Origin of the sequence: Promicromonospora sukumoe 327MFSha3.1 (assembly GCF_000385135.1) — a bacterium.
Classification (GTDB): domain Bacteria; phylum Actinomycetota; class Actinomycetes; order Actinomycetales; family Cellulomonadaceae; genus Promicromonospora; species Promicromonospora sukumoe_B.
On the sequence record NZ_ARQM01000001.1, the window covers coordinates 155,233 to 170,959 of the forward strand.

At 74.6% G+C, this 15,727-nt stretch carries 13 protein-coding genes; 9 read left to right on the plus strand and 4 right to left on the minus strand.

The genetic code is table 11. The features are described 5' to 3' along the window. Nucleotides 1–110: 110 nt before the first annotated feature. Both H291_RS0100670 and H291_RS0100675 read right to left on the minus strand, forming a co-directional pair. A complete protein-coding gene (locus tag H291_RS0100670) occupies nt 111–1,775 on the minus strand; it encodes a thiamine pyrophosphate-binding protein (protein ID WP_020013046.1) in 1,665 nt (554 codons plus the stop codon). A gap of 130 nt (nt 1,776–1,905) precedes the next feature. Then, nucleotides 1,906–3,798 carry an FAD-binding monooxygenase gene (locus H291_RS0100675; RefSeq protein ID WP_020013047.1) on the minus strand — a complete coding sequence of 631 codons (1,893 nt, stop codon included), beginning with the start codon at nt 3,796–3,798 and terminating at the stop codon, nt 1,906–1,908. Nucleotides 3,799–3,893: 95 nt separating this feature from the next. Between H291_RS0100675 and H291_RS0100680 the strand changes: the two genes are divergently transcribed. From H291_RS0100680 to H291_RS28120, 9 genes are read left to right on the plus strand one after another with little or no spacing between them, the layout of a single operon-like run. Further along, a complete protein-coding gene (locus H291_RS0100680; protein WP_020013048.1) occupies nt 3,894–5,363 on the plus strand; it encodes a fumarylacetoacetate hydrolase family protein in 1,470 nt (489 codons plus the stop codon). After that, the gene (locus tag H291_RS28115) at nt 5,345–6,043 is read left to right on the plus strand and encodes a GntR family transcriptional regulator (protein WP_033325234.1); all 699 of its coding nucleotides are present in this window, start codon (nt 5,345–5,347) and stop codon (nt 6,041–6,043) included. Before H291_RS0100680 ends, H291_RS28115 begins: the two co-directional genes overlap by 19 nt. Next, nucleotides 6,040–7,545 carry a 5-carboxymethyl-2-hydroxymuconate semialdehyde dehydrogenase gene (gene hpaE / locus H291_RS0100690; RefSeq protein WP_020013050.1) on the plus strand — a complete coding sequence of 502 codons (1,506 nt, stop codon included), beginning with the start codon at nt 6,040–6,042 and terminating at the stop codon, nt 7,543–7,545. The genes H291_RS28115 and hpaE overlap by 4 nt, the downstream gene beginning before the upstream one ends. A 4-nt stretch (nt 7,546–7,549) precedes the next feature. Then, nucleotides 7,550–8,644, plus strand: a complete 1,095-nt coding sequence (gene hpaD / locus H291_RS0100695) for a 3,4-dihydroxyphenylacetate 2,3-dioxygenase (RefSeq protein WP_026365244.1) — start codon at nt 7,550–7,552, stop codon at nt 8,642–8,644. Then, on the plus strand, nt 8,641–9,465 hold the full coding sequence (locus tag H291_RS0100700; protein WP_020013052.1) for a fumarylacetoacetate hydrolase family protein: 825 nt from the start codon (nt 8,641–8,643) through the stop codon (nt 9,463–9,465). The genes hpaD and H291_RS0100700 overlap by 4 nt, the downstream gene beginning before the upstream one ends. Beyond that, nucleotides 9,450–10,235, plus strand: a complete 786-nt coding sequence (locus tag H291_RS0100705; protein ID WP_020013053.1) for an HpcH/HpaI aldolase family protein — start codon at nt 9,450–9,452, stop codon at nt 10,233–10,235. The genes H291_RS0100700 and H291_RS0100705 overlap by 16 nt, the downstream gene beginning before the upstream one ends. A 10-nt stretch (nt 10,236–10,245) precedes the next feature. After that, complete coding sequence (locus H291_RS0100710; protein ID WP_020013054.1) at nt 10,246–11,199, plus strand: Ppx/GppA phosphatase family protein; 954 nt, start codon at nt 10,246–10,248, stop codon at nt 11,197–11,199. Nucleotides 11,200–11,224: 25 nt separating this feature from the next. Then, entirely contained in the window at nt 11,225–12,109 is an 885-nt protein-coding gene (locus H291_RS0100715; protein WP_033325236.1) for an oxygenase MpaB family protein, read from the plus strand. A 4-nt stretch (nt 12,110–12,113) separates the two neighbouring features. Next, nucleotides 12,114–12,497 carry a YciI family protein gene (locus H291_RS28120; RefSeq protein ID WP_020013056.1) on the plus strand — a complete coding sequence of 128 codons (384 nt, stop codon included), beginning with the start codon at nt 12,114–12,116 and terminating at the stop codon, nt 12,495–12,497. Nucleotides 12,498–12,534: 37 nt separating this feature from the next. Here H291_RS28120 and H291_RS0100725 read toward each other — a convergent pair whose 3' ends face one another. Then, on the minus strand, nt 12,535–15,144 hold the full coding sequence (locus H291_RS0100725) for an ABC transporter permease (protein ID WP_020013057.1): 2,610 nt from the start codon (nt 15,142–15,144) through the stop codon (nt 12,535–12,537). After that, a partial coding sequence (locus H291_RS28125; protein WP_020013058.1) for an ABC transporter ATP-binding protein occupies nt 15,144–15,727 on the minus strand: 584 nt, incomplete at its 5' end. The genes H291_RS0100725 and H291_RS28125, both read right to left, overlap by 1 nt.

Genomic DNA, 15,727 nt, shown 5'->3' on the forward strand with positions numbered 1-15,727 from the left:
CGGACGTCTTCCGGCGCCTGTCACCACCATCGCGCCGACCCGCCCGCGCGCGGCAGAGTCGGCGGCCCCGCCGGGACGGGACCTTGGTCCCGTTTCCTGAGGTCAGGCGCTCAGCGGGCGCGGTTCGCGGCCAGGATCTCCTCCTGGTACGGCGCCACCACGTCGCCCGATATGCGGCAGTCCAGGAGCAGGAACGGGCGGTCCGCGACGGGCTCGGCCGCCCAGGCCGCCACGCGGTCCAGGTCGGCCAGCGAGCGCACCACGACACCTTCGGCGCCCACGGCTCCGGCGAGCGCCGCGAAGTCCGCCTCGGGGATGAGCATGGGCTCCTCGGTGATGCCTTGCCGCCCGTACACGTGCACCTCGGCGCCGTAGGCGGCGTCGTTCCAGACGACGGCGATGCCGCGGCCGCGCGCGGTGCGCACCGCGGTCTCCAGGTCGGCCAGCGCCATGAGCCCGCCGCCGTCGCCGGTGGTGAGCACGACGGCGGCGTCGGGCAGCGCGGCGGCGGCGCCCGCGACGCTCGGGAAGCCCAGCCCGATGGACTGGTAGGCGGTGCCGACCATGACCATGCGGTCGGGGGAGGCGACGGGCCAGTACATGTTGGCCCAGCCGATGAAGTGCCCGCCGTCGGAGACGACGACGCGGTCGGCGGGCAGCAGCCCGGCCAGGCGGTGCGCGACGCTGCGCGGGTCGAGGCGCCCGTCGGGCGCGATCCCGTCGGCGGGGCCGGTCTCGTAGGTGCGGGCGCCGGCGACGTCGACGGTCTCGCGCCAGCCGGAGGGCTTGGCGCCCAGGGCGTGCAGCTCGTCCACCAGGGCGCGGGCCACGAGGGCGGCGTCGCCCCGGACGAACCCGCCCACGTGCCGGTGCGTGGCGGCGGGCGCGATGTCCACCTGGACCACGCGCGTGCCGGGGGCGAACAGCTCGCCGAACCGCATCGTGAACTGGTTCAGGGATGCGCCGAGCACGACGGCGACGTCGGCCTGGCGCACCAGCTCCATGGCGTCGTGGGCGCCGAACCCGCCCGCGACGCCGAGGTCGTACCGGCCGTCGGGGAAGACGCCGCGGCCGAGCGCCGTCGTGGTGGTCAGGGCGCCGGTGGTCTCGGCGAGCTCGCCCAGCGCTGGGCCGGCCCCGGCGAGCCAGGCGCCGCGGCCCGCGAGCAGCAGGGGGCGCTCGGCCTCCGCGAGGTGCCGGGCGAGGTCGGTGATGGCTGCGGCGTCGAAGGGGCCGGCCGGGACCAGCGGCGCCGGCAGCACGGGCTCGGGCGCGTCCGGGACCGGCCCGGCGTCCAGGGCGGCGACGTCGTAGGGGATCGCGAGCACCACGGGCACCCGGTAGGTCAGGGAGTGCTCGATGGCGATCACGCTCGTGGCGGCGGCGTCCGCGCGGCCCACCGTATAGGTGCGCGCGCCGACGGCTGCGGCCAGGGCGATCTGGTCGACGTCCCAGGGGCGCGGCCCCGACGTCGGCTCGTCGCCCGTGAGCAGCACGAGCGGCACGCGGGCCTGGGCGGCCTCGGCCAGCGCGGTCAGCGCGTTGGTGAAGCCCGCGCCGTAGGTGGCGGTCGCGGCGGCGATGCGGCCCGACGCGCGGAAGTGCGCGTCGGCGGCGACGACGCCGCCGGCCTCGTGGCGGACGGCGGTGAACCGCGCCGTGGTCGAGCGCTCCAGGGCGTCGAGGAACCAGGCGTTGCCGTTGCCCATCACGCCGAAGACGTGGTCGACGTGGCGGGCGACGGTACGGGCGACATGGGCGGACACGGTGGGCACGGGGCCTCCAGGGAAACAGTGACGGATGAGTGGTGCGGTCCGTATGTGTCCCGGGCGGGCCCGGCCAGGAGCCCGTCGCGCGCCCCTTTTTCGAGCGCAGGCGGTGGCATCCGCCTCGACACGGCACACACTACCCCTGCGGGAGCAGGGCTCCGGCGAAGAACGTCGCGAGGTCGTCGGTCGCGGTCAGGGGCAGGACGGCGGCCACGTACTGGTCGGGCCGCACCACGACGACGGCGCCGCCGCGGTCGACGCCGCGCAGGTCGAAGATGTCGTGGTCCGGGTCGGTCGCGTAGACCTTCTCGTAGTCGACCAGCCCGAACGGGCCGACCTTCGGCCGGAACACCTCGGGCACGTCGGCGAACTCCACGCCCAGGTGGTCCTGCTGGTAGACGACCTTGACGTCGAGGACGGCGTCCGGGTCGCCGCCGGCCGGCGTGTGCCGCAGCAGGGGCGAGTCGTCCGCGGTGCTCAGCCAGTGCGCCCAGTCCCGCAGGGCCGAGGCCTCGCTCGGGGCGGCGGCGTCGGCGAACGCGTAGACGCGCCACCGCCCGTCGGCGCGGGCGTGGTGGCCCAGGTGCGCCGGGTTGCCCTCGGCCACGCGCTCGACCGGGGCCGACTTGAACCGCTTGCCGACCGGGAAGCCCGTCGCCAGGTGCTGGTGCGCGGCGCCGGACACGATCATGGACGGCTGGTACTGCGTCATGAAGCCGCACGGGAACTCGGCGGTCTTGACGTAGAAGTCCTCGAGGTACGTCGGGTCGGGCAGGTCCTCGGGCCGGGTCGCCATGAGGCGCGACCACTCGCGGTCGAAGTCGATGAGCTCCTGGGCCACGACCTGTCGCTCCGCGGAGTACGTGGCCAGCAGCGCCTCGGGCGCGCGGCCGGTGAGCACGTGCGCCAGCTTCCAGGCGATGTTCCAGCCGTCCTGCATGGAGACGTTCATGCCCTGCCCGGCCTTGGCGCTGTGCGTGTGGCAGGCGTCGCCGGTCAGGAACACGCGCGGCGTGCGGGCGCCGGTGTGCTCGGCGGGCACGTCGTCGAACCCGTCGGTGACCCGGTGGCCGACCTCGTAGACGCTGTGCCAGGGCACGTCCTTCACGTCGAGCGTGTAGGGGTGGATGATCCGGTTCGCCCGCACGATCACCTCGTCCAGCGTCGTGGCGCGCACGCGCGCGCTCCCGCCGGGCGGCACCTCGCCGAGGTCGACGTACCACCGGGCCAGGAACCCGCCCTCGCGGGGGATGAGCAGGATGGACCCGCCGTCGTGCGACTGGATGGCGCACTTGGTGCGCACGTCCGGGAAGTCGGTCACCGCCAGGATGTCCATCACGCCCCAGGCGTGGTTGGCCCGGTCGCCCACGGGCTTGCGCCCGATGGCCTGCCGCACGGCGGAGTGGGCGCCGTCGGCCCCGATCACGTAGCCGGCGCGGATGGTGCGCTCGGCGCCCTCGTGCGGTCCGGCGGTGTGCCGCAGGGTGACGGTGACGGGCGCGCCGGGGGCCTCGGGGACCGTGAGCCCGGTGACCTCCAGGCCGTAGTCGGGGGTCACGCGGGCCGGGCCGCGCGCCGCGACCTCGGCGAAGTAGTCGAGCACCCGGGCCTGGTTGACGATCAGGTGCGGGAACTCGCTGATGCCGTCGGAGTCGTCGGGCGGCACGGCGGCGCGCGCGATGCGGTGCGGGTCGGCCGGGTCCGGCTTCCAGAACGCCATCTCGGTGATCCGGTACGCCTCCGCGGTGATCCGCTCCGCGAACCCGAACGCCTGGAACGTCTCGACGCTGCGCGCCTGGATGCCGTCGGCCTGGCCCATCTCCAGGCGCCCGGCGCGGCGCTCCACCACGTGCGTGCGGATGCCGGGGAACTGCGCGAGCTGCGCGGCCGCGATCATGCCCGCCGGGCCGCTGCCGACGACCAGCACGTCGACCTCGTCCGGCAGCTCGGCGGGGCGGTCGACGCCGTAGCCCGCGGCGGGCTGCACGCGCGGGTCGCCGGACACGTAGCCGTGGTGGTGGAACTGCATCGTTCGTCCGTTTCTGCCCGTGGTCGGCGACGTTGCCGGGCCCATCCCGACCATATACGATCTGTGATACGAAGCACCAGGGAGCAAGGGAGCTCATGGGTACCGAAGCGCTGTCCCGGCGGCCCGGCAAGATCGTCGCCGTCCACCTCGCCTACGCCTCCCGCGCCGACCAGCGCGGGCGCCGTCCGGCCGCGCCGTCCTACTTCCTCAAGCCGACCAGTTCGCTCGGCGTGAGCGGGGGCGTCGTCGAGCGGCCGGCGGGCACCGAGCTGCTGGCCTTCGAGGGCGAGATCGCGCTGGTCATCGGCGAGCCCGCCCGGTACGTGACCGTCGAGGAGGCGTGGGGGCACGTCGCCGCGGTCACCGCCGCGAACGACCTGGGCGTCTACGACCTGCGTTGGGCCGACAAGGGCTCCAACGTGCGCTCCAAGGGCCGCGACGGGTATACGCCGCTGGGGCCCGAGGTGATCGACGCGCGGGCGGTGGATCCTGCGGCGCTGCGGCTGCGGACCTGGGTCAACGGCTCGCTCGTGCAGGAGGACTCCACCGGCCCGGACGCCCTGCTCTTCCCGTTCGCCCAGCTCGTGGCCGACCTGTCCCAGCACCTCACGCTGGAGCGCGGCGACGTGATCCTCACGGGCACGCCCGCCGGGTCCAGCGTCGTGGTGCCCGGCGACGTGGTCGAGGTGGAGGTGGACGCCCCGACGGCGCCCGGCGCGCCGTCGTCGGGCCGGCTGGTGACCACGGTGGTGCAGGGTGAGGTGCCGTTCGCCGACGTGGGCGCCGGGCCCCGGGTCGACGACGCCCAGCGCGCCGACGCCTGGGGCAGCGCCGAGGCGGCGGGGCTGCCGCCCGGGCCCGAGCCGTTCGTGCTCACCGACGAGCTCGCCGCCCTGCTGCGCCGCACGCCCGTCGCCGGGCTCTCGGCCCAGCTCCGCAAGCGCGGCCTGGACGACGCGATCATCGAGGGCGTGCGCCCCAACGTCGACGGCGCCACGCTCGTCGGCCGCGCCCGCACGCTGCGCTTCGTGCCGTACCGCGCCGACCTGTTCGCGACCCACGGCGGCGGCTACAACGCGCAGAAGCGCACGTTCGACACCGTCGGCCCCGGCGAGGTGATCGTCATCGAGGCCCGCGGCGAGACCGGCTCCGCCACCCTGGGCGACGTGCTCGCGCTGCGGGCTCAGGTGCGCGGCGCCGCGGGCGTGGTCACCGACGGCGGCGTGCGCGACTTCGACGCCGTGGCCGACACCGGCCTGCCCGTCTTCAGCCGGGGCCCGCACCCCGCCGTGCTCGGCCGCCGGCACGTGCCCTGGGACACCGACGTCGCCGTGGCCTGCGGCGGCGCGACCGTGCTGCCCGGCGACGTCGTGGTGGGTGACGCCGACGGCGTCGTCGTCATCCCGCCGCACCTGGTGGCCGAGGTCGCCGCGGCGACCCTTGCCCAGGAGGAGCAGGACGCCTGGGTGGCGCGGCAGGTCGCGGCCGGCCACCCGATCGACGGGCTGTTCCCGCCCAACCCGGAATGGCTCGCCCGCTACCAGGAATGGCGGGAGTCCCGGTGACGGCCAGCAAGTCCGAGGTGGCCTACACCTACCTGCGCGACCGGATCGCGCGCCGCGACCTCGGGCCGGGCTACCGGCTGGTGCTGCGCGGCGTCGCCGACGAGCTCGACATGAGCGTGGTCCCCGTGCGCGAGGCCATCCGGCGGCTCGAGGCCGAGGGCCTGGTCACGTTCGAGCGCAACGTCGGGGCGAGCGTCGCGATGATCGACGAGCGGGGCTACGTCGAGGCCATGCAGGCCCTCGGCGTGGTCGAGGGCGCCGCGACCGGCCTCTCGGCGCCCGCCATCTCCGCCGCGGACCTCGACCGGGCCGCCGAGGTGAACGACCGGCTGCGCGCCCTGCTCGACCACTTCGACCCGCACGCCTTCACGGCCCTGAACCGGCAGTTCCACTCGGTGCTGTTCGAGTCGTGCCCCAACGCCCTGCTGCTCGACATGGTGCACCGCGGCTGGGCGCAGCTCTCCGGCCTGCGCGACTCCACGTTCGCGTTCGTGCCAGGGCGCGCGCACGACTCCGTGGCCGAGCACGCCCACATCCTCGACCTGATCGCCCGCCGCGCCGACCCGCTCGAGATCGAGATCGCCGCGCGGGACCACCGCTGGGCCACCATGCAGGCCTTCCTCGACTCGCGCGGCGACGGCGCCGCGCACCACCCGACCCGACCCACGGAGGCACCGTGACCGACCAGCCCACCCGGGTGCCCGCCGACCTGCCCGGCAGCATCCGGCACTACATCGGCGGCGAGCTCGTCGACTCGGCCGACGGCGGCACGTTCGACGTGCTCGACCCGGTGACCGACGAGGTCTACGCGAAGGCCGCGGCGGGCCGGGCGGCCGACGTCGACCGCGCCGTCGCCGCCGCGCGCGCCGCGTTCACCGACGGGCCGTGGCCCCGGATGCTGCCGCGCGAGCGCTCGCGGATCCTGCACCGCGTGGCCGACATCGTCGAGTCCCGCGACGCGCGGCTCGCCGAGCTGGAGAGCTTCGACTCCGGCCTGCCCATCACGCAGGCGCTGGGCCAGGCGCGGCGGGCCGCCGAGAACTTCCGGTTCTTCGCCGACCTGGTGGTGGCCCAGACCGACGACGCGTTCAAGGTGCCCGGCCGCCAGCTCAACTACGTCAACCGCAAGCCGATCGGCGTCGCGGGCCTGATCACGCCCTGGAACACGCCGTTCATGCTGGAGTCCTGGAAGCTCGGCCCGGCGCTCGCGACCGGCAACACCGTGGTGCTCAAGCCCGCCGAGTTCACACCCCTGTCGGCGTCGCTGTGGGCGGGCATCTTCGCGGAGGCCGGGCTGCCGCAGGGCGTGTTCAACCTGGTCAACGGCCTGGGCGAAGAAGCGGGCGACGCGCTGGTGAAGCACCCCGACGTGCCGCTGATCTCGTTCACGGGGGAGAGCCGCACGGGCGAGACGATCTTCGCCAACGCCGCGCCGCACCTCAAGGGCCTGTCCATGGAGCTGGGCGGCAAGTCGCCCGCCGTCGTCTTCGCCGACGCCGACCTGGACGCCGCGATCGACGCGACGATCTTCGGCGTCTTCTCCCTGAACGGCGAGCGCTGCACCGCGGGCAGCCGCATCCTCGTGGAGCGCGCGGTCTACGACGAGTTCGTCGAGCGGTACGCCGCCCAGGCGCGGCGCGTCGTGGTGGGCCTCCCGCACGACCCCGCCACCGAGGTGGGTGCCCTGGTGCACCCCGAGCACCACGCCAAGGTGATGTCGTACATCGAGATCGGCAAGGGCGAGGGGCGCCTCGTCGCGGGCGGCGGGCGGCCCGAGGGCTTCCCGGCCGGCAACTACGTGGCGCCGACCGTCTTCGCCGACGTGCCGCCCACGGCGCGCATCTTCCAGGAGGAGATCTTCGGTCCGGTCGTGGCGATCACGCCGTTCGACACGGACGAGGAGGCGCTCGCGCTGGCCAACGGCGTGCGGTACGGGCTGGCCGCCTACGTGTGGACCAACGACCTGCGGCGCGCCCACACGTTCAGCCAGGCGATCGAGGCGGGCATGGTCTGGCTCAACTCCAACAACGTGCGCGACCTGCGCACGCCGTTCGGCGGGGTCAAGGCCTCGGGCCTGGGCCACGAGGGCGGCTACCGCTCCATCGACTTCTACACGCACCAGCAGGCCGTGCACGTCACCCTCGGCGCGGCCCACCACCCGACGTTCGGCAAGGGAGCCTGACGCGATGCCTGATATCCCCACGCCCACCGCGCCGCCGCCGGACATCCTGCGCTGCGCGTACATGGAGCTGGTGGTCACCGACCTGGCCGCCTCCCGGAACTTCTACGTAGACGTGCTCGGCCTGGTGGTCACCGAGGAGGACGACGACACCGTCTACCTGCGCAGCATCGAGGAGTTCATCCACCACAACCTGGTGCTGCGCCAGGGGCCCGTGGCCGCCGTCGCCGCGTTCTCCTACCGGGTGCGCAGCCCGGAGGAGCTGGACCGGGCGGTCGCGTTCTACACCGAGCTCGGCTGCGAGGTGCGGCGCGCGCCCGAGGGCTTCACCCGGGGCATCGGCGACTCGGTGCGGGTCGTGGACCCGCTCGGGTTCCCGTACGAGTTCTTCTACGACGTCGAGCACGTCGAGCGGCTCGCCTGGCGCTACGACCTGCACACCCCCGGCGCGCTGGTGCGCCTGGACCACTTCAACCAGGTCACGCCCGACGTGCCGCGTGCCGTGAGGTTCATGGAGGACCTCGGCTTCCGCGTGACCGAGGACATCCAGGACGCCGAGGGCACCACCTACGCCGCGTGGCTGCGCCGCAAGCCCACCGTGCACGACACGGCGATGACCGGCGGGGACGGCCCGCGCATGCACCACGTCGCGTTCGCCACGCACGAGAAGCACAACATCATCGCGATCTGCGACAAGCTCGGCGCCCTGCGCCTGTCGGACCGCATCGAGCGCGGCCCGGGCCGGCACGGCGTCTCCAACGCGTTCTACCTGTACCTGCGCGACCCGGACGGGCACCGCGTGGAGATCTACACGCAGGACTACTGGACGGGCGACCCCGACAACCCCGTGGTCACCTGGGACGTGCACGACAACCAGCGCCGCGACTGGTGGGGCAACCCCGTGGTGCCCTCCTGGTACACGGAGGCCTCGCCCGTGCTCGACCTGGACGGCGTGCCGCAGCCCGTCGTGGCCCGCACCGACACCTCGGAGATGGCCGTGACCATCGGCGCGGACGGGTTCTCGTACACGCGCCCGGACGACGACGCCGAGGCTCTGCCCTCCTGGAAGCAGGGCGAGTACAAGCTGGGGCACCAGCTGTGACGGGGCGGGCGGGCGGCGCAGCGGCAGAGGGCCGCACGCTCGACGACGCGACGATCACTGCGATCGCCGACGAGCTGGCCCGCGCCGAGGCGGAGCGCACCACCGTGCCGCTCCTGACGGCGCGGCATCCCGGCATGACCGTCGAGGACGCCTACGCCGTGCAGAACACCTGGCGCCGGCGCGGCATCGAGGCCGGACGCCGCCCGGTGGGCCGCAAGATCGGGCTCACCTCGAAGGTCATGCAGGCCGCCACGGGCATCACCGAGCCCGACTACGGCGCGATCTTCGCGGACATGGTGCACGAGAACGGGTCGGTGATCGAGCACGCCCGGTTCTCGAACGTGCGGGTCGAGGTGGAGCTCGCGTTCGTCCTCGGCGAGCGGGTTGCCGGGCCGCACGCCACGGTGTTCGACGTGCTGCGCGCGACCGAGTACGTGGTGCCCGCGCTGGAGATCCTGTCCTCGCGCGTCGAGATGGCGGGCCGCACCATCGTCGACACCATCAGCGACAACGCGGCCATGGGCGGCATGGTCCACGGCGGCAACCCCGTGCGCGTGGGGGAGACCGACCTGCGCTGGGCCGCGGCGCTGCTGTACCGCAACGAGACCATCGAGGAGTCGGGCGTCGCCGCCGCCGTGCTGAACCACCCCGCGGCCGGCGTGGCCTGGCTCGCGAACAAGCTCGCCCGGCACGGCGACGTGCTGGAGGCCGGGGAGATCGTCCTGGCCGGCTCCTTCACGCGGCCCATGTGGGTGGAGCCTGGGGACACCGTGCTGGCCGACTACCGAGAGCTGGGGACCGTCACGTGCCGATTCGTCTGAGCCTGCCGCCCACGTTCCGCGACCGTCTCGAGGCCGCCGACCGGCCCCAGGCCGGCATGTGGGTCTGCACCGGCAGCCCGCTGGTGGCGGAGATCTGCGCCGGGTCCGGTCTGGACTGGCTCCTGATCGACGGCGAGCACTCGCCGATCGGCCTGGAGACGATCACGGCGCTGCTCCAGGCGGTCGCCCCGTACCCGGTCACGCCGGTGGTGCGGGCGCCGTCGGGCGATGCCGTGGTGCTCAAGCAGCTCCTCGACCTGGGCGTGCAGAACGTGCTCGTGCCCATGGTCGACAGCGCCGAGCAGGCCCACGAGGTGGTGCGGGCCGTGCGCTACCCGCCGCGCGGGGTGCGCGGCGTCGGCAGCGCGCTGTCCCGCGGCGCGCGCTGGAACCGCGTCGAGAACTACCTGGCCGACGCCGACGGGCACGTGTCCCTGTTCGTCCAGGTCGAGTCCGTCGCGGGCGTCGAGAACGCGGCGCTGATCGCCGGAGTCGACGGGGTGGACGGCGTCTTCGTGGGCCCCTCCGACCTGGCCGCCTCGATGGGCGTGCTCGGGCAGCAGACCCACCCCGCCGTCACCGCCGCCGTGCACCGGACGTTCGAGGCCGTGCGCGCCGCGGGCAAGCCGGTGGGCGTCAACGCCTTCGACCCCGCCGTGGCCCAGGCCTACCTGGACGCGGGGGCGTCGTTCGTGCTGACCGGGGCGGACGTCGCCCTCCTGGCCCGCGGCGCCGAGACGCTCGCCGACCGCTGGTGCGCGCAGGGGTAGCGTTCGGTCCATGCGTCTGGGCGTCCTCGACATCGGTTCCAACACAGGGCACCTCCTGGTGGTCGACGCCCACGGCGGCGCGGCGCCGCTGCCTGCCTCCTCGTACAAGGAGCCGCTGCGGCTGGCCGAGCACCTGGACGACGCCGGCGCCGTCGGGCAGGCGGGCGTGGACGCCCTGGTGGAGTTCACCGCCCAGGCCGTGCGCGTGGCGGAGGAGCGGGGCTGCGCGGAGACGCTGGCGTTCGCGACGTCCGCCGTCCGCGAGTCGGTGAACGCCGAGGCCGTGCTGCGCGCCGTGCACGAGCGCACCGGGGTGCGGCTGGAGGTGCTCAGCGGCGCGGACGAGGCCCGGCTCACGTTCCTCGCCGTGCGCCGCTGGTTCGGCTGGTCGGCCGGGCGGCTGGCCGTGTTCGACATCGGCGGCGGGTCCCTGGAGATCGCGGGCGGCTCGGACGAGGCGCCCGACGCCGCCTGGTCGCTGCCGCTCGGGGCGGCCCGCCTGGCCCGCACGCACTTCGGCGCCGGGCCCGACGGCGCCGGGCCCACCGACGAGGCGCTGCACGCCCTGCGCCGCGACCTGCGCGCCGACATCGCCCGCAACGCGGGGAGCCTGCTGCGCTCCGGGCGGCCCGACCGCGCGGCCGCGACGTCCAAGACGTTCCGCTCGCTCGCCCGGATCTGCGGCGCCGCCCCGGCGGGCGAAGGCCCGCTGGTGCCGCGCGCCCTGCGGCTCGACGACCTGCGCGCACGGATCGGGGAGCTGACCGCCATGGCCCCCGCCGACCTGGCGGAGCTGCCCGGCGTCTCGCCGAGCCGCACCCACCAGATCGTGCCCGGCGCGCTGGTGGCCGAGGCCTGCATGGACGTCTTCGACCTGACCGAGCTGGAGATCTGCCCCTGGGCGCTGCGCGAGGGCGTGATCCTCGAACGCCTGGACCAGATGCCGCACCTCGGCGCCGCCTGAGGCCCGGCGGGCGGATACTGACGAGATGCCGGCCGTCACCAGTCCCGTCGAACGCCTGCGTGCCCGTATGGGCGACGCCCTCTTCACCCGCGTGGCCGGGCCGGGCGGGTTCGAGGCGCGCGACCGCATCCACCTCACGCCCGGCCCGCGCTGGTTCCCGCCCGGCAGCCCCATCCGCCGCGTGCACGCCGACTCGGCGACGTTCGCGGGCGGGCTGCGCGCGCTGCTGCTCCAGTCGCTGCACCCGCTGGCGATGGCGGGCGTCGCGGGCCACTCCGGCTACCGCGGCGACCCCTGGGGGCGGCTCGCCCGCACCTCCACGTTCCTCGCGACCACCACGTTCGCCACCGAGGAGCACGCCCAGGAGATGATCGACCGGGTGCGCGCCGTGCACGACCGCGTGCGGGGCCGGGCCCCCGACGGCCGCCCGTACCGCGCGAGCGACCCCCACCTGCTCACGTGGGTGCACGTCGCCGAGGCCGACTCGTTCCTGGCGGCCCACCAGCGCTACGGCGAGCAGCCGCTGACGGCGGCCGAGGCCGACGAGTACGTGGCGCAGTCCGGCCGGGTGGCCCGCGCACTCGGCGCCGAGGAGGTCCCGGAGTCGGTCGCCGAGCTGTCCGCGTGCCTGCGGTCCTACCGCGACGAGCTCGTGGCCACGCCCGAGGCGCTCGACACCGCGCACTTCCTGCTGCGCGAGCCCCCGCTGCCCCGGGTCGCCCGCGGCCCCTACCGCCTGCTCGCCGCCGGGTCCGTGGCGCTGCTGCCCGTCTGGGCGCGCACCGAACTCGGCGTCGAGACCTGGTTCAGCCGAACCCTGGGCGGACCCGCCGGCTCCCTGGCCGTGCGGGGCGTGCGGTGGGGACTGGGCTCCGCCGGAGGCCGGGAACGCTGGGCGTCAGTAGCCTGAAGGTATGGCGAGCGACCCCGACGTCCCGGACGCCTTCGACGTGTACACGGTCGTGGTCCTGCGGCGCCCGCCCGGCGCCCCCGCCATCAGCGACGACGACCTCACCGCGCTCCAGGCGCGGCACCTCGCCTACCGCGCCGACCTGCGGCGCCGGGGGCTGCTCGTCGTGAACGGGCCCTTCGACCTGCGCAGCGACCCGGCCTACCGCGGCATGTCGATCTTCGCGTGCGACCCCGCCGAGGCCGCCCGGCTGTCCGACGGCGACCCCTCCGTCGTCGCGGGGCGGCTCACCTACGACGTGCTGGAGTGGTGGGTCGGCGCGGGCTCGCTCGCGTTCCCGAACGCCGAGGGCGCGGTGGGGGACCGGCGCACCATGTCGGAGGACTGAGGCTGGTCGGGCCCGGACAGCCCGACCAGCGCTCCCGTCACTCCACCCCGAGCGCCGCCACCGGCGACGTCCGGGCCGCGGCCCGCGCGGGGATCACGGAGGCCAGGAGGCCCGCGACGAGGGCGATCACCAGGACCAGCGTGATGTCGAGCCACGGCACGGCGTACCGCACGTCGCCCATCAGCGACAGGGCCGTGGCCGCACCGGCCCAGCCGAACACGAGCCCCAGCACGATGCCGAGGATCGCGCCGACCCCGGCGATCAGCATGCCCTCGACCGCCAGCATGCCGCGCAGCTGGTCCTTGCCCAGCCCGATCGCCCGCAGGGTCGCGGACTCGCGGGTCCGCTCGATGACCGACAGCGACAGCGTGTTGGTCACGCCGATCAGGGCGATCACGACGGCCACGGCGAGCAGGCCCACCACGATGCCGAGGATCACGTCCACGACCTGCCGGAACTGCGCCGCCTGGGCCGCGGGGCCCATCACGAACGCCCCGCCGTCGACCTCTGCCACGGCGTTCTGCACGTCCGTCAGCGCGGCCGCCGGGTCCGAGCCGTCGATGTGCGCCCAGACGTCGCTCCACTGGTCCTCGGGGGCGACCCGGGCCAGGTCGGCGGCCGTGATCATGCTGCTGAGCGGGTCGGCCGTGGTGATCACGACCGTCAGGTCGACCGCGCCGTCCGTGCCCTCGACCGTGGCGGTGTCACCCTCGCCGAGGTCCAGCGAGTCCGCCGCGTCCTGCGTCAGCAGGATGGAACCGTCCTCCAGGCGCTCCGCCTCCTCGGCGACGTTCACCACGGCGGCGAGGTCGTGCGGGTCGGCGGCGGCGATCGACATGTCCTCCACCCCGGCGAGCGTGACGTTCGCGTTGGTCACCAGCACGGTGTCGGTGACCCCGTCGGTGCCGGCCACGGCCTCCCGCACGTCGTCGACGTACTTCTCGTCGGACGGCGACGCGCTCACGTCGTACGGGAACGTCTCGTCGAGCAGGCTGTCCGCGGACATCCGGGCGCTCGCGGCCCCCGTGGACATCATGGTGACCAGCGTGACGCCGATCAGCAGCGCCGTGGAGGTCGCCGCCGTCCGCCGCGGGTTGCGCAGCGTGTTGGCGACCGCGAGGCGGGCCGCCGGGCCGGTGCGGGCCACGAGCGCCCCGAGGCCCGCCGCGACGCGCGGCAGCCAGAGCACGGCGCTCAGCACCACGCCGAAGAACGCGAGCGAACCGCCGCCCACGGCCGCGATCAGGCCGAACTGCGGCGACCCGCCCATGCCGAGGGCCACGCCGACCGCGAGGCCCGCGAAGCCACCGATCACGCACAGGAGCGAGATCACGAGGCGGGCCCGGCCGGTGCGGGCACGCAGCGTGGGCGCGTCCGAGGGGCGCAGAGCGGCCAGCGGGGCGACCCGGGTGGCCGAGCGGGCCGGGGCGAGCGCCGCCAGGACGGTCACGCCCGCGCCCACGGCCAGCGGCAGCAGCACCGCCTGCCAGGTCAGGGTGATGGTCGTGGGCAGCGGCACGCCGAGGTCGAACGACGGCGCCACGAGCAGCGCCACCTGGGCGAGCGCGGCGCCCACCACGATGCCCACCGCCGACGCGACGACGCCGAGGATCGCGGCCTCCAGCAGCACGCTGCGGTAGAGCTGCCCCGCCCCCGCCCCGATGCAGCGCAGCAGCGCCAGGGTGCGGGTGCGCTGGGCCACCAGCACCTGGAACGTGTTGGTGATGACCATGGCCGCGATCAGCAGCGCGATGGCGGCGAAGGTCAGGACGAACACGAGGAACACGAGGTCCTGCCCGCCGGTCTGCGCGGCGGTCTGCTCCGTCGCCACCTGCTCGGTGGTCTGGACGGTCACCTCGCCGGCGTCGGCCGAGAACGCGCCCTGGACCGCCTCGCTCAGCGCGGCCGGGACCTCGTCGCCCCGCAGCGGGGTGTCGAGCGCGACGAGCAGCTCGGTGACCGGGTCGCTGTAGGGCTCGGCCGCGCTCCAGGCGTCGAGCGTCGCGGCCGGGACCGCGGCGGCGCCGCCGTAGGGGGTGTAGGCGCCGTAGGGGTCGTCGGCGATTCCCGTCACGGTCAGCGTCTCGGTGACGTCCTCGGGCTCGCCGAGCTCGGCGGCCGGGTCGTCGGACTCGCTCTCGGCCCAGCCGTCGGGGTACACGGTGCGGTTCACCGTCACGGTGTCGCCCACGCCGACGTCCATCCGCTCGGCGACCTTGGTGGACAGCGCCACCTCGCCCGTGCCGGACGGCCAGGCGCCGTCGGCGAGCTCCAGCGGTGAAAGGCTCGGGTCCGCGGGGACCGGGGCGAACATCTGGAAGCCGCCCTTGCCGCCGTTGCGCAGGTCGCCGAACCAGGTCGTGACCGGCTGGACGGCGGCGACGCCGTCGAGCGCCGCCACGGCCTCGATGTCGGTCTCGGCGATCCCGTCGGTCTCCGTGCCCGACGAGGACACGACGACGTCGGCCTGCGCGTAGCCGGCCGCGACCATGTCGTGGGTGGTGCCGTTGATGACGCCGCCGGCCAGCAGCGTGACGGTGACGAAGGCGGTACTGATCAGGATCGCGACGCCCGCGGCCGTGAGCCGGCCGGTGCTGCGCCGCATCTGCGCCCACGTGAGGCGCGCGGTGGGGAAGGAGTTCGACATCACGCACCCGTCCGGGGTGCCGTGGTGACGGCGGGCTCGAGGGTGCGCAGCGCGTCCAGCCCCGCCATCGCGGACTCCGGCGTCGGGTCACTGATGTCCCCCGCGATCCGGCCGTCCGCGATCAGCACCACCCGGTCCGCGTACGCCGCCGCCGACGGGTCGTGCGTGACCATGATGATCGTGCGACCCAGCTCCCGCACCGAACGCCGCAGGAAGCTGAGGACCTCCGCACCCGAACGCGAGTCCAGGTTGCCCGTCGGCTCGTCCGCGAACACGACGTCCGGCTGCGCGATCAGCGCACGCGCGATCGCGACCCGCTGCTGCTGACCACCGGAGAGCTCACCCGGACGGTGCGTCAACCGACCCGACAACCCCAGGGTCTCGACCAGCGTGTCCAGCCACGCCCGGTCCGTGGTCGCGCCGGCCAGCTCGACCGGCAGCGTGATGTTCTGCTCCGCGGTGAACATCGGCAACAGGTTGAACTGCTGGAACACGAACCCGATCCGGTCCCGCCGCAGCTTCGTCAGCGCCTTGTCGCTCAGCCCGGTGATCTCGGTCTCCCCGAGGAACGCCTGCCCACCCG